The organism is cyanobacterium endosymbiont of Braarudosphaera bigelowii (assembly GCF_020885515.1).
GTDB lineage: Bacteria > Cyanobacteriota > Cyanobacteriia > Cyanobacteriales > Microcystaceae > Atelocyanobacterium > Atelocyanobacterium thalassa_A.
This window is the reverse complement of the sequence record NZ_AP024987.1, coordinates 729,073-743,790: the sequence shown is the minus strand read 5'-3', so window position 1 is coordinate 743,790 and position 14,718 is coordinate 729,073. Positions and strand designations below refer to the sequence as shown.

The window sequence follows — 14,718 nt, the reverse complement described above, 5'->3', positions numbered from 1 at the left end:
ATCTTAGGGCTTCATATATGTATATATAATTTATTAAGTTGGGAGTTATTTCTTATTTTCACACCTCCTCTAGCTCGTTTAATTGAAAAATTGCAACGTTTACCAGGAATTGGTCCAAAAACAGCACAAAGATTAGCTTTTTATATTCTCAAACTACCTGAATCTGAAGTTCAAGCTCTTGCTAAAGCTTTAATAAATGCGAAGCAACGTATAGGTTTATGTATAAAATGTTTTCATTTTTCAGAACAACCTATTTGTGATATTTGTAGTAATACAAACCGAAATTCAGGGCTTATTTGTGTTGTGGCTGAATCCCGAGATATTATTGCTCTAGAAAAAACTAGAGAATATAAAGGAATGTATCATGTATTAGGAGGAATTATGTCTCCTATAGATGGTATTGGACCAGAACAGCTAAATATTGCACCACTAGTGAAACGTGTATCTCAGGAAAATATAGAAGAAGTAATTTTAGCGATTAGTCCAACAGTTGAAGGGGAAACTATGACTTTATATCTTTGTCAGGTACTTAAAGCTTTTACAAAAGTGACGCGTATTGCTTTCGGTTTACCTGTAGGCGGAGACTTAGAATATACAGACGAAATAACTTTGGCAAGAGCTTTAGCTGGGCGACAAGAATTAAATTAATAAAATTAGAGAATTATGTGAAGTAAACAATAGAAAAATATCTGATCATTAGATATTTTTCTAAACAGTATTGGTATTGAATAATTAAACGTTTATTATTTAATATAGTAGTTCTTTAAAGTTTTTAAGAGTCAATTTTTAACAATGTGGTCAAGGAATTGCATTCTCGGATAACTAAAAAATTGCAATTCCTTAATATTTATTAAGCTGTCTGAACAATCTTTTCTAAAGATTCCCAGCGAAAATAACGTTCACCTCCTAGTTCAACAACGATTTTAATTCGAGGTTCTTGATGAGGTAAGTTTATTAAATACTCTAATTCATCTCTAGAAAAGACATGACCTTCTACAATCCATAAAATTAATCCTTTACATTCTGAAGGTAAGTTGTCCAGTCTATAGGTAGCAATTGGAGGAACAAAACATATTGGACCTACTGCAGCTTGTTGACCAATGTTTTTTTTACCTAAATGAGGAGTAGATACTCCATGAACTTTTGTAAGATAAGCTTCTATATCTCCAAGTCCTTTTGCAGTAAAAGAAAAACTTTCATATCCGTTGAGTCGTAGACGTCTTTGATAACGCCCCTCTGATCCTCCCTCCAAAGGAGTGAATATTCCAAGTGCACCTGACTTTTCTAAGTCACGAATAAAACCTTTCCCTGTAGTAAGCAGTGCCATGTTATTAATAAAGAGTTGAATCTAATAAGCCTTTATTTGATTATAAAAGAAGGGTTGTTTTAAGTAAAAAGCTTAACTGGAACAAAGGCTCTATTATGTTCGGTTTTTGCTTTCTTGTATTCTAATTTTTCTTTTATATTTCTTATTTCTCAACAAATATTTTAGTTTTAGATACAAAAATAATTTCTAATTATAAAAGATTATTGTTAGTTTTTAACTGTTCTAATTTTTACAATTAAATTTGATAAAAAATTATATTTAAAATTAATTTACTTTACAGACAAAGTCATTTGAGAAGATTTACTATGAATTAGTAATGTTAAATCTCTTTAAAAGCATGCTATTTTAATATGTACAAAATATTTTATTAGACAATAATATATTTTTTAATAATAAAAATAAAGAGTTAAAAGATTAATAATTATCTGAAATTATTTAAAATAATTTTTAGCAAATTATTTTAAATAATAAAATATTTCCAAAATACTAAATAGAGGAAAAATATAAAATATTATTTTATATACTATTTTTTATAAGCAAATATTAAAAACAAAGATAAAATTAAATTTTGCTAGCCTCAACAGTTAGTTGTAAGCTTTTGAATATTTTTTGATTACTGGATTTATTGTTTCTTATTCTTATAATAGGTAAATGACACCACCAAAAAAAGTTTATTCTCATTATCAAAATACAGCTCCCTTGATTGATATCTTAAATATTCTCAAGAAACAACAAGATGCAGCTTTTTATGCCCCTGGTCACAAACGTGGTCAAGGGATCAATTCATCATTGTCATCTTTATTGGGAAAAAAGGTATTTCAGTCAGATTTACCAGAGTTACCAGAGCTAGGTAATTTATTTATTCCTGACGAAGCTATTGAGAAGGCTCAAAATCTTGCAGCAGAAGCTTTTGGGGCTAGAAGAACTTGGTTTTTGATTAATGGTTCAAGTTGTGGTATAGTCGCCGCAATTCTAGCTGTCTGTAATCCGGGTGATAAAATCATTGTACCGAGAAATATTCATCATTCAATCACTACCGGTTTAATCATGTCTGGAGCGGTTCCTATTTTCTTGTATCCTAAATGTGACTCCAAATGGAATTTGCCTCTAAATATTACACCAAGCATCTTAGAAGCAACGTTAGAAAAATATCATAATATTAAAGCAGTTTTAATAATTCATCCTACTTATCATGGCATTTGTGGAAATATTTCAGAAATAGTCAAAATTACTCATTCTTATAATATTCCCTTATTGGTAGATGAAGCACATGGAGCACATTTTCAATTCCACGAAATATTACCTTCTTCAGCATTATCAGCAGGAGCTGATTTAAGCGTTCAATCTACACATAAAGTTTTGAGCGCAATGACACAAGCCTCTATGTTACATATACAAGGTAATCTCATCGATGAGCATAGAATCAATCAAACTTTACAATTTATACAATCTAGCAGTCCTAGTAGTTTACTATTAGCATCTTTAGATGGAGCAAGACAACAGATTGTCATTGATGGTCAGAAACTATTGAACAAAACTATAAAATTGTCGAAGCTATCAAGAAATAAGATTGATGATATCGATGGATTCTCTACCTTAAGCTTAGTAGAGAAAAAGCCAGAATTTTATGATCTAGATATAACTAGATTAACAGTTGATATTTCTTCTCTGGGAGTTAGTGGTTGGCAGGTAGATAAAATTTTGAGAACAAAATTAAACGTTACGGCAGAGCTACCTATGTTATCGTCTCTAACTTTTATTATTTCAATAGGGAATACTGAAGAAGACATAACAGCATTAGTAAAAGCTTTTCTAAAACTTAAGAAAATAATACATTCCTCATCCTCAGGAATAGTGATACCTTCTTCATCTTGTAATCTAAAATTTTTTTCATCTCTAAGTATATCTCCTAGAGATGCTTTTTTCGCATCTAAAAAAATTGTTTTCATTGAAAAGAGTATTGGATTAATAAGTGGAGAAATGTTGTGTCCTTATCCACCAGGAATACCTACAATAATGCCAGGAGAAGTTATTACTAGTGAAGCAATTGAATATTTGCTAAAAATTAAACAACAAGGAGGAATAATTACTGGATGTAGCAATAAAGATTTAAAAACTATCAAGGTAATTTGTAGTAAGTCTACAAATTACCTTGATAGTTAGTGGATTAAAGATTGAAGATATTCTAGACGAATTAAATATTTTGATTCTAATAGAGAATGACCCTCTAGCTTAGCTATGTTTTCAATACCTTCTAATAGATTTTTTGCTGCATTACTTTGTGTATATCCTCTTTTGACAGACGCTTTTATTGTGTCTTTATCAATATCTATTTCTTTTTGAATGCTTCTATTACCATACCAAAATTGTCTCATAAAAATAATAATTAATATTCCAAATACTGAAACTCCTAATGTATCTTGTTGTATAGCTTTAACAAATAATTCTAAAACGCCAAATAATAATATAATTTGGCTTAAGTTAAGTTTAAATGAGTAAATATCTGTTAAGTGAAAGATAATACGTAAAATCAATAGATCTCGCTGTCCTTCTGCTAATTGACACCAAAGACCAAAATTAATGTAAATTAATCTATTATTCCGATTCCAAAGAAATGGAAAAGGTATCTTAATCACTTCTGATTGACCGGACTTACTGACGATTTTGACTAACATCCTACCAGAAGCAGGCATTACATCCAATAATCTACTAATTTCGGAATTAATATTCATAAGACAAAAGTTTTTTATGATTTGAATAGATAAATATTCAACATATTATGTAACGAATAAATTGAATCTTATTTTTTACTAATAGAATTATTATTTAAATACAGAACAATAATTCTATTAGTAAAATACTACACATACAGCAAATTTATATATTACATATCAAATATGTTTTCGAGTAATATCAACAGTAACTTTACCTTTAAAGTTAGGGATAGGAGGTGAAAGCTTACTTAAATTTACTCTAACTTTATGAACTTTTGGTAGGAATAATATTTTTTGAGCTATTGTTTCTGCTAATTTTTCTATGAGAGAAAAATTAGCAGAAGTGATTTCATCTTTAACAATATTAATAACGTTGCAATAGTTTAATGTATCTTCAATTGAGTCACTTATTCCTGAAATTTTCAAATCTAGACTTAAGCTAAGATTAACCTCAAACCATTGTCCTAAAATTTTTTCTTCTGGCAAATAGCCAGTGTAACCATAACAACGAATGCCTTGTATTTCAATAGAATCCATTATTCTTTATAGAACTAAATATTTATATGAAATGTACCATTAATAGTTATCATTATTAATAATATTCCCATTTACAAACATTATGAGGCAATTATCTAAGAGCAACTTTTCTAAGAAGGTTAAAAACCAACTTATTATTTTAGGAAGCTTTGTTAGTATTTTTTGGATAGTAGAATTAGTTGATATTTTTGTTTTTCATGGAAAATTAGATAATTTAGGTATTCAACCTCATACTATAAAAGGATTGCGAGGCATTTTTCTTGCACCTTTTTTGCATGGAGACTTATCTCACTTAATTAATAATACTATTCCTTTCTTAGTATTGGGATCTTTCGTTATGCTTCGAAAGACTAATGACTTTTGGATCGTAACCCTTTTAACTACGACAATAGGCGGACTAGGTGTTTGGTTATTTGGTCCCGCAAACTCTGTACATATCGGAGCAAGTATACTAATTTTTGGCTATTTAGGATTTTTACTACTAAGAGGTTATTTTCAAAAACAAATTACTTCAATATGTGTATCCATCATCATATTTCTCTTGTATGGAGGACTAATTATTGGATTATTGCCTACGCAACCAGGTATTTCTTGGCAAGGCCACTTATTTGGTTTTTTAGGAGGAGCCTTGGCTGCTAAATTATTGATAGCTAAAAGATAATTATTTTGAATATTTTTATCTTCATTTTTATTTCTAGAATATAAATAAAAAATATCGTATTTTAATAGGTTATTTTGTAATTAAATTACAAAATAATAAATATTCGTTACAACCTATACAACTAAGCTACACCTGATGATAGCCTAGAAAAGCAAATTTATTACCTTGGAAGCTATATGAAAGAAGCTGACAATACACCCTATCTTCTTCGTGCAGCACGAGGAGAAATTTTAGATCGGCCACCTGTCTGGATGATGAGACAAGCTGGACGTTATATGAAGGTATATCGAGATTTGCGAGATAAATACCCTAGTTTTCGAGCAAGATCAGAAAATCCTAATCTTGCTATTGAAATTTCTCTACAACCCTGGCAAGCTTTTCAGCCAGATGGTGTAATTATGTTCTCAGATATACTAACTCCATTATCTGGAATGGGTATTGATTTTGACATCGTAGCCAATAAGGGCCCCATAATTACTTCTGCAATTCGTACACAAAAACAGATTGAAAATTTACATAATCTTAATCCTGAAGAATCTTTATCCTTTGTAAAAATTATTTTACAGGCTCTGAGAGAAGAAGTAGGTAATCAATCTACTGTTTTAGGTTTTGTTGGTGCACCTTGGACATTAGCAGCTTATGCCATTGAAGGTAAAAGTTCTAAAAACTATGCTGTTATTAAAGCCATGGCTTTTTCTGAGCCTAAAATTCTTCATCAACTGTTAAGTAAAATGGCAGATGCAATAGCCACTTATGCATGTTATCAAATTGCTTGTGGAGCTCAAATAATACAGTTATTTGATTCATGGGCTGGGCAGTTAAGTCCTCAAGACTATGAATCTTTTGCTCTTCCTTATCAACAGCAGGTAGTCCGTCAAATTAAAAAAAATTATCCAGATACTCCTCTTATTCTTTATATTAATGGCAGTGCTGGCAAACTAGATCAGATGGAATGCTCTGAAGTAGATATCGTAAGTCTTGACTGGACAATAGATATGGCAGAAGCTAGACAACGTTTGAATAAGAATATAATTGTACAAGGTAATATTGATCCCGGTGTATTATTTGGTTCTCAAAAATTTATCAAAGAACGTATTTTAAACACAGTACAGAAAGCTGGTAAAGGTAGACATATTTTAAATTTAGGCCATGGAATATTGGTCGGTACACCAGAAGATAATGTTCGTTTTTTCTTCGAAACAGCTAAGCAAATTAATCAATTAGCAACTTTTACTATCTAATTAAATTGTGAAACTCAACAGCATAGACATAGCTTTAAAGTCTGTTACAATATATCGGCAATAGAAAGATACTGCAATTTTTCTGTTGCCTAAAGTATTATCAAAATAACTAATGAAACGTATTTTCATAACAGGTGCAAGTGGATGTATAGGACACTATATAGCAGAAACTTTAATTAACCATACAAGCTATGAGCTTTATTTTTTAGTGAGAAATCCAGATAAACTGCTATTTGATTATAATAGTCGTCCTGGAATACATTTAATCAAAGAAGATTTAAAAAATATAAATCAACTAAGTAATTTCTTGAAGACAGTTAATGTCGCTATATTAGCTGCGACAAGTTGGGGAGGTGATGTAGAATCTTACGAAATTAATGTAAGTTCAACTATAGATTTAATTAACTTATTGGATCCTGAGATATGTCAACAAATTATTTACTTCTCTACAGCGAGCATCTTAAATAGTAATAGTAAACCACTACTTGAAGCAAAAACTTTAGGTACTAACTATGTGCGAACTAAGTATCAATGTTACATACGATTACAAGAATTGTCTATTTATAATAAGATTGTTACAGTTTTTCCTACTTTAGTCTTTGGAGGAGAAAAAGACAAACCATATTCTCATTTATCAGGTGGAATCAATGATGTCATAAAATGGATAAATTTGATACGTTTCTTTAAAGTAGATGGAAGTTTTCATTATATTCATGCAAAAGATATTGCTCAAATTATTAAATATGTAATTCAGAACCCATCCTTAACTCTGGCGAATAAAGATATTGTTTTAGGTAATAAAAAAACGACAGTAAATGAAGCTGTAGAGAAGATATGCAAGTACTTAGATAAACAGATTTATTTTCGAATTCCATTGTCAATTACTTTAGCAAATATATTTATTAAAATTTTCAGATTGCGTATGGAAGCATGGGATTATTTTTCTATGAACTATCGCCATTTTACTTATAAAAAGACCACGATACCTTTTGATTTTGGAATAAATAATTATTGTACAACTATTGAAAATCTGATGACATTAAGTAAGATTAAAAAAGAGAAAAATCAATAATAGGCATTAAAAATTAAATATGAGTTCTTTATAGGTTATACTTCTAGTTAATACCTGAAAAGTTATGTTATCTTTTGTCATCGTATAGGTCTTGGTTTAAGTAAGAGATTAGCATTATTGTCTTAATTTTCTTGAAGATCGCATTAAGCCTTCATGTACAGAGAAACCTATATATAGTTTTTTAATATATTTTGATAGACATTCAGCTCAATTTAATAAGGTTATAAAAACTAATATTATAAAGATCTAAATATTGATTTATTTCCCAGAAAAATAATACGATCAGACAAGTTTTCTTATATTTACTCTTCATGAGATAGTGTAGTCAATACAAAAAAAATTAAATTCCGATAAATAGTTATTATATTGATTTATTTCAATATAAATGTCTACAATAAAATTGATTTAAATTATTAACTTCGTTAGCCTTCACCTTTAAAACTGTGAGTGATAGCTCCATTTCTATACTGATTCTAGATACAGATCAAGTTTTTCTCCTAGGTCTAGCAACAGCCTTAAGTAAAAGTTCTCGATATAAGATTATTCATCAGACTGATAATTTAACCGATACTTTTCTAAAGTTATCAATTAGCCTGCCTGACATAATTATTTTTGAACCTAACTTATTTAATAGCTTTTTAGCAATTAAAAAATTTTGTATACAAGTTAGAAAACAGTATCCAAATATACGGTTATGTTGTTTAAGCCGTTATTTTAGTACTGAGGAAGAAGAGGAATTTCAAAAAATAGGTATCCGAGGGTATTTCGACAAAAATACTGAAATTAATATATTGATAAATAATTTAGAAGAAATAATTCAAAATAAATTTTTATATAAATCAACTTCTCTAAATAATCAGTTTATTAAATATACTTCTCGAACAATAAAAAAGGATTGGACATCTTATGTCCAAAGATACATTATTAAACTCATTGAAAATAATTTAGTCTGCATTGATGAAACTTTAAAAAAACCTTCAACATCTAAGTTCAATGTTTTTTTTTGGAAGGGAAAAAAAAGAGAGACCTTAGTAGTTTCTTGGCTATTAGCAAAACTGTTTAACATCAATGGCCCTAAGATTAAGTCTGATAAACCAAATAATGAATTAGAAGATGATTCCTTCTTAAAAAATTTTTGGGTTACAAATAGTTCAGTTCAACCTATAAATAGTTTAATAATCTTTAACCGAGCTCTTGAGAAAATTGAAAAAAATATTAATAACTTCACCAAGGTTCATTTAGAAATCGATATATTAGAAAACGATAAAAAAAGAGAGCTTTTGAAAATAGTCACTAAACACTTTTATCGAATTATAGAAGATATGAATTTTATTGAGATAGGAGATGGAAGAGCTGTCAAAAGTAGCTTATCAGTTTTGCAAAAATTATGGAGAGAATCTTCTTTAATTTTTATTGAAAAATATTGTGCAATTCCCCAAAATATTTCTTTACAGGAGCTTGAGCAAATTATTAAAGATAACGAATCTTTAATATCTAAAGAAATATTAAATAAAATTCCTTTTTGTATAGAACTATTAAATTATTTACTGTTAAAAAATGTTTGTATAGAAGAGCAAGTTTCAACATTAAACATAACTATAAGTTTAACAGAAAAAATAGAAAAAGCTTTACATAACGCTATAATACAAGTCTCAAACGGAACTATAGCATTAATACTAAACGATTTTTCAAGTAATGAAAAAGTTAAAGAAAATTTATTTCATACAAATATGATTTCAACTAGAGAATTAGCAAAATTCAGAAATCGACTAGCATGGGAATATAGAAAAAATGAATATTGGCAAGAACCTAAAAACATTTTTGAAAGCCAACATCAACTTTTTTTCTTAGAAGATAAAGGAATAAATCTTATATTTGTTTATGCACCTAGACAAAAAGAACTTAACAAATTAAGTAGAATACCCTGGTCTGTTACAATTATCTTAGAAATTAGAGATGCGATAGCATTACCTTTAAGCTCTCTACTAAAAATATCTGGAAATGCCATAGTTTATCTTCTGACCCAAATAGTTGGTCGTAGTATTGGATTAGTCGGTAAAGGAATTTTACAGGGAATTGGAAACAGTTTAATTAGCAATGATTACCTAAAAAAAACAACGAATCATAATTCAAAACCATAGATAAATCGTTTTTTAGATTTTATACAAGAATACTATCTCATCGTTCATAATAAGAAAAACTTCTTTAAGCCGACAAATATGAAGCATTCTTCCTTTTTACCAATATCAAAATATAAATTAAATACAATGTATAAGAAAGATATAACATGTTTACAGGATCATAAATTCAAGTCAAAAAAAACGAACAGTTTAATAGCCACTGGGATTTTACTTAATCTATTATTAACTTGTTCTCCTTGTTTTGGACAACAGAAAAAAGATTCGTATAGTTACAGTGAATTATTTGAAGACATTGAATCAGGTAAAATAGGTTTAATTGAAATTGATCCTAGATTACAAAAAGCACAAGTTAATTTTAATAATGATGATGTAGTTAAACAAGTTACTTTATTTGAAAAAAATCCTGAATTAATTCAGATCTTAAAGGCTAATAATGTAAAAATTAACTATAGTCCATCATCTGATAACTCTACTGCAGTACGTTTACTTCTCCAAGTCCCGATTTTGCTCTTAATACTAGTAATTGTTATTACTATTGTTCGAAGGTCTACGAATATTTCAGGTCAAACGACTAATTTTAGTAAATCTAAAGCTCGTTTCCAAATGGAAGCAAGTACAGGTATCTCTTTTGAAGACGTAGCTGGAATTGATGAAGCAAAAGAAGAATTACAAGAGATTGTAACTTTTCTCAAGGAACCAGAAAAGTTCACTGCTATTGGAGCAAAAATTCCTAAAGGAGTATTGTTAGTCGGACCTCCAGGAACTGGTAAAACCCTTTTGGCTAAAGCGATAGCCGGAGAAGCTGGAGTACCTTTCTTTAGTATTTCTGGTTCAGAATTTGTAGAAATGTTTGTCGGGGTTGGTGCCTCACGAGTTAGAGATCTATTTAAAAAAGCTAAAGAAAACACCCCCTGCTTGATCTTTATTGATGAAATAGATGCTGTTGGTCGTCAAAGAGGAGTTGGATATGGTGGTGGTAATGATGAAAGAGAACAAACTCTTAATCAGCTATTAACAGAAATGGATGGATTTGAAGGAAATTCAGGAATTATTTTAATTGCTGCTACTAATCGTCCTGATGTTTTAGATGCGGCTTTATCAAGGCCTGGACGTTTTGATAGACAAGTTATTGTTGACTACCCTGATCTTAAAGGAAGAGAAGGCATTCTAGAAGTTCACTCTCGAGATAAAAAAATTAGTGAGAATGTTTCTTTAGAGACCGTTGCTAGGCGTACCCCAGGTTTTACAGGTGCTGACTTGGCTAATTTATTGAACGAAGCTGCAATTTTTACGGCTAGAAGAAGGAAAAAAACTATTTCTATGACAGAAATTTATGATGCTATAGATAGAGTCGTTGCTGGAATGGAAGGAGCGCCCTTAATTGATAGTAAAAGTAAAAGATTAATTGCATATCATGAAATTGGCCATGCTTTGGTAGGATCGATAATTCCTGAACATGAATCAGTAGAGAAAGTGACTCTAATTCCTAGAGGACAAGCGAAAGGATTAACTTGGTTTACTCCCGAAGAAGAATCAGCATTAATTACTCGTAATCAAATATTGGCTAGAATATCTGGCTTGCTAGGAGGACGTGTAGCAGAAGAAGTAGTATTTGGGCAAGATGAAGTTACTACAGGAGCGGGTAATGATCTTGAGAAGGTAACTTATCTAGCTAGACAAATGGTAACTCGCTTCGGAATGTCAGAACTAGGATTAGTAGCCTTAGAAAAAGATGATAAAAGCTCTTTTGGTTTTGATAATGTTGTTCAATCTGAATACTCCGAAGGAGTTGCAGAAAAAATTGATTTTCAGGTTCGTTCTATAGTTAAGGTTTGTTATCAGAAAGCAGAAAAGATTATTTCTGATAACCGTATACTAGTTGACCACTTAGTTGATGTACTAATTGATCAAGAAACTATCGAAGGAAAAGAATTTCGCCAACTATTAAATCAATCTTTATCAAAACGTGAAGTTGTTTCGGATTAATCGCTCACAAATTTCTATTAATTTATGATTTAGTTTCTTCATTCTCTTCTTTTGTTTCAGGGGCAGGAGGTACAAGGGCAACTGCAGCAATAGCATCATCTTCATCTAACCGTTGTACTCTAACCCCTGTAGCAGAACGAGATTGTAAAGAAATTGCTTTTACAACTTGCCTAATAATAATACCTCGGTTAGAAACAATCATTAATTCATCTTCTGCATTGACAACGCGCAATGATGTTAGATGATCTTTATCTGATTTAAATTTAATTGCTCTTACTCCCATACCAGCACGGCGTTGTAAACGAAATTGTGTAATAGGAATTCTTTTCCCATATCCCCCATTAGTAATAGCCAAAATCCATGGTCCTGTATTAGCTTCTTCTTCAATCAATTCTTCAACTTCAACTTCTAAAATATCTTCATTTTCTTGAGAAACTTCTATCCCCAGAGTTACTTTAGAGAGAAGGATATCCATACTAATTAATTCATCTTTTTTCTTTAATTTCATCGATTTAACGCCTCTTGTAGCTCGACCAAGAGGTCTTAACTGTTGGTGATCTGCATGAAAATGAATAGCCATTCCCAAACGAGTACCTAGAATTATACTATCTTCTTCTCTGGTTAATCTTACCCACCGTAACTGATCCCCCTCTTCAAGTGAAATAGCAATTAGTCCATTAGTTCTTATATTACGAAAAGCGGCAAGAGCAGTTTTCTTAATATAGCCCTGACAAGTCAACATCACTAAAAAAATATCTTCTCTGAATTCACTAACTGCAATAATAGAAGTTATTTTTTCATTTTTAGAAATAGAGAGCATTTGTATAATAGGAATTCCTCTTGATGTTCTGGAGGAAGAAGGAATTTGATAAGCTTTAGTAGCATAAACGACTCCTCTATCGCTAAAAAAGAGCACTACATCATGATCACAACAGGTCAAGAAGTGTTCTACTACGTCGTTTTCTTTTATTTTTGCTGCAGCTTTTCCCCTCGTTGCTCGTTGTTGTGCATCAAAAGAACTAACAGGCATTCTTTTAATATACCCGTGTTCAGTGAGAAGTATAATAGCTTGCTCGTTAGCGATAAGATCAGTATCTACAATTTCTCCTTCATCATGAATAATCTCTGTGTATCTAGGAGTACCATGGGTATTCTTAATTTGAATTAACTCTTCTTCTATAATGGCTTCTATACGTTCTTTTTTAGATAAAATATCATTTATATTAGCAATTTTTATTTGTAATTCTTGATGCTCGGCATGTATTTTTTCTGCCTCTAAAGCAGTAAGACGACGTAGCTGCATCTGTAAAATAGCATCTGCTTGAATATCTGAAAGTTCGAACTGACTCGTTAAACTTCTCTTTGCAGTCATTGAATCAGCCGCACTACGAACAGTAGAAATGATATGGTCTAAATTGTCTAATGCAACTAGAAGTCCCTCCAGTAAGTGATTCCTTTCTTCAGTTTTTTTAAGTTCGTATTTAGAGCGCCGAGTAATAGTTTCAACTCGAAAGTCAATAAAGACAGTAAGAAAATTCTTCAGAGTTAAAAGTTGCGGTTCTCCTTTAACCAAAGCCAACATATTAGCTCCAAAATTTATTTGAACAGGAGTTTGTTTATAGATATTATTAAGAACTACTCTGGGATGGGCATCTCTTTTTAATTCAATGACAATACGCATTCCATCACGATCACTTTCATCACGAATATCAGAAATGCCATCGATACGTTTATCATTCACCATATCAGCAATACGTTCAATCAAGGCAGACTTATTTGTTTGATATGGCAGTTGAGTGATTATTATTGCTTCTTTATTAGAACGTCCTTGATATTCTAAAGTTTCAATTTTTGCTACTCCTCTCATTGTAATAGAGCCACGACCTGTCATATAGGCTTCATGAATACCTGAGCGGCCTAGTATTTGTCCTCCTGTGGGAAAATCAGGTCCAGGAATTATTTTAATAAGATCTTTATTTTCTAGTTCTGGATTGTGCATTAAAGCAATAGTTCCATCGATCAACTCCCCTAAATTATGTGGAGGGATATTAGTTGCCATACCTACAGCAATACCAGAAGAACCGTTAAGAAGTAGTTGTGGTATTCTAGCAGGAAGTACAACAGGTTCATGTTGCGAACCATCAAAATTATCTGCAAAGTCTACGGTTTCAGACTCTATATCACGCAGTAAAGCATCAGTTGATAATTCCCTTAATCGGCATTCTGTGTAACGCATAGCCGCAGGAGGATCATTATCTATTGACCCAAAGTTTCCATGCCCGTCAACAAGAGGACTACGCATAGAAAAATTTTGGGCCATACGTACCAAAGCATCGTAAACAGCTGTATCTCCATGAGGGTGATACTTTCCCAACACTTCTCCCACAACACGAGCACATTTGCGAAAAGGTCGTTCTGGAATTAATCCTAGTTCATACATAGCATATAAAATGCGTCTATGAACAGGTTTCAGGCCATCCCTTGCATCAGGTAAAGCTCGTCCTACGATTACACTCATTGCGTATTCTAAATAAGAACGAGACATCTCATTACTTAAATTTGTTGGAATAATTCGATCCTGAGGGATTGTCATAGGGATATTAACTCCGTTAACAGGGTAGCTTGAAAAAACGCTTTTAATAAATTGATAAAAAAATCTTCCTAGGTAAATTTAGTACTACTTTTTTTATTATTCACTAGTACCTTAACACAAAAATAACTATGGGTAGGAAATACAAAACATCTATTTAGTTGATTAAAAATAGAAGATAGTACAAGTATTTAAAAGATTAATTTATATTGTTCAATAATCTATAAAAATGACTTTATAAATACATAGAACTACTCTGGCTAAATAGTACGTTTAAAGATATTTTATATTATAAAAAACATCTTATATATTTAAATATTAGAAAATTTGAAGAATACTATTTAGAATACAAGAAGTGATAAAATATTATAAAAATTTATGAGAATAATTATTAATGAATGATAATTTAATTTCTATAATTGATTGCATATCATAAGAATAAAACTATT

General features: G+C 30.8%; 11 protein-coding genes. 7 read left to right on the top strand and 4 right to left on the bottom strand.

Annotated elements, in window-relative coordinates:
• Positions 1-54 precede the first annotated feature (54 nt).
• The gene (gene recR, locus LPC16_RS03175; protein ID WP_040054126.1) at positions 55-648 is read left to right on the top strand and encodes a recombination mediator RecR; all 594 of its coding nucleotides are present in this window, start codon (positions 55-57) and stop codon (positions 646-648) included.
• 202 nt (positions 649-850) lie between these two features.
• On the opposite strand, the gene LPC16_RS03170 is transcribed toward recR, so the two are convergent.
• Positions 851-1,327 carry an NAD(P)H-quinone oxidoreductase subunit N gene (locus LPC16_RS03170; RefSeq protein WP_229637689.1) on the bottom strand — a complete coding sequence of 159 codons (477 nt, stop codon included), beginning with the start codon at positions 1,325-1,327 and terminating at the stop codon, positions 851-853.
• A 651-nt stretch (positions 1,328-1,978) separates the two neighbouring features.
• Between LPC16_RS03170 and LPC16_RS03165 the strand changes: the two genes are divergently transcribed.
• Complete coding sequence (locus LPC16_RS03165) at positions 1,979-3,490, top strand: aminotransferase class I/II-fold pyridoxal phosphate-dependent enzyme (protein WP_229637688.1); 1,512 nt, start codon at positions 1,979-1,981, stop codon at positions 3,488-3,490.
• Here the strand turns inward: LPC16_RS03165 and LPC16_RS03160 are convergent.
• Together LPC16_RS03160 and folB are read right to left on the bottom strand one after the other, a co-directional pair.
• On the bottom strand, positions 3,487-4,059 hold the full coding sequence (locus LPC16_RS03160; RefSeq protein WP_229637687.1) for a DUF3318 domain-containing protein: 573 nt from the start codon (positions 4,057-4,059) through the stop codon (positions 3,487-3,489). The genes LPC16_RS03165 and LPC16_RS03160 overlap by 4 nt on opposite strands.
• Positions 4,060-4,218: 159 nt before the next feature.
• On the bottom strand, positions 4,219-4,578 hold the full coding sequence (gene folB, locus LPC16_RS03155; protein WP_229637686.1) for a dihydroneopterin aldolase: 360 nt from the start codon (positions 4,576-4,578) through the stop codon (positions 4,219-4,221).
• 82 nt (positions 4,579-4,660) lie between these two features.
• Here folB and LPC16_RS03150 point away from each other — a divergent pair, with 82 nt between their 5' ends.
• From LPC16_RS03150 to ftsH, 5 genes are all read left to right on the top strand, one after another.
• Positions 4,661-5,239, top strand: a complete 579-nt coding sequence (locus LPC16_RS03150) for a rhomboid family intramembrane serine protease (protein ID WP_229637685.1) — start codon at positions 4,661-4,663, stop codon at positions 5,237-5,239.
• A 176-nt stretch (positions 5,240-5,415) separates the two neighbouring features.
• The gene (gene hemE / locus LPC16_RS03145; RefSeq protein ID WP_040054120.1) at positions 5,416-6,480 is read left to right on the top strand and encodes a uroporphyrinogen decarboxylase; all 1,065 of its coding nucleotides are present in this window, start codon (positions 5,416-5,418) and stop codon (positions 6,478-6,480) included.
• Positions 6,481-6,592: 112 nt separating this feature from the next.
• Positions 6,593-7,552, top strand: a complete 960-nt coding sequence (locus LPC16_RS03140; protein ID WP_229637684.1) for an NAD-dependent epimerase/dehydratase family protein — start codon at positions 6,593-6,595, stop codon at positions 7,550-7,552.
• 443 nt (positions 7,553-7,995) lie between these two features.
• Positions 7,996-9,693 carry a DUF3685 domain-containing protein gene (locus tag LPC16_RS03135; RefSeq protein WP_229637683.1) on the top strand — a complete coding sequence of 566 codons (1,698 nt, stop codon included), beginning with the start codon at positions 7,996-7,998 and terminating at the stop codon, positions 9,691-9,693.
• Positions 9,694-9,771: 78 nt separating this feature from the next.
• Positions 9,772-11,679, top strand: coding sequence for an ATP-dependent zinc metalloprotease FtsH (ftsH, locus tag LPC16_RS03130; protein ID WP_229637682.1), 1,908 nt, complete (start codon positions 9,772-9,774; stop codon positions 11,677-11,679).
• A 22-nt stretch (positions 11,680-11,701) separates the two neighbouring features.
• Here the strand turns inward: ftsH and gyrA are convergent, their stop codons facing one another.
• Entirely contained in the window at positions 11,702-14,272 is a 2,571-nt protein-coding gene (gyrA, locus tag LPC16_RS03125) for a DNA topoisomerase (ATP-hydrolyzing) subunit A (RefSeq protein ID WP_229637681.1), read from the bottom strand.
• Between the last annotated feature and the right edge of the window lie 446 nt (positions 14,273-14,718).

Excerpts from the sequence above, each read along its gene's own strand:
- LPC16_RS03165 (WP_229637688.1), top strand. The coding sequence starts at position 1,979 with ATGACACCACCAAAAAAAGTTTATTCTCATTATCAAAATACAGCTCCC.
- ftsH (WP_229637682.1), top strand. The coding sequence starts at position 9,772 with ATGAAGCATTCTTCCTTTTTACCAATATCAAAATATAAATTAAATACA.
- LPC16_RS03150 (WP_229637685.1), top strand. The coding sequence starts at position 4,661 with ATGAGGCAATTATCTAAGAGCAACTTTTCTAAGAAGGTTAAAAACCAA.
- LPC16_RS03170 (WP_229637689.1), bottom strand. The coding sequence starts at position 1,327 with ATGGCACTGCTTACTACAGGGAAAGGTTTTATTCGTGACTTAGAAAAG.
- gyrA (WP_229637681.1), bottom strand. The coding sequence starts at position 14,272 with ATGACAATCCCTCAGGATCGAATTATTCCAACAAATTTAAGTAATGAG.
- hemE (WP_040054120.1), top strand. The coding sequence starts at position 5,416 with ATGAAAGAAGCTGACAATACACCCTATCTTCTTCGTGCAGCACGAGGA.
- LPC16_RS03140 (WP_229637684.1), top strand. The coding sequence starts at position 6,593 with ATGAAACGTATTTTCATAACAGGTGCAAGTGGATGTATAGGACACTAT.
- folB (WP_229637686.1), bottom strand. The coding sequence starts at position 4,578 with ATGGATTCTATTGAAATACAAGGCATTCGTTGTTATGGTTACACTGGC.
- LPC16_RS03160 (WP_229637687.1), bottom strand. The coding sequence starts at position 4,059 with ATGAATATTAATTCCGAAATTAGTAGATTATTGGATGTAATGCCTGCT.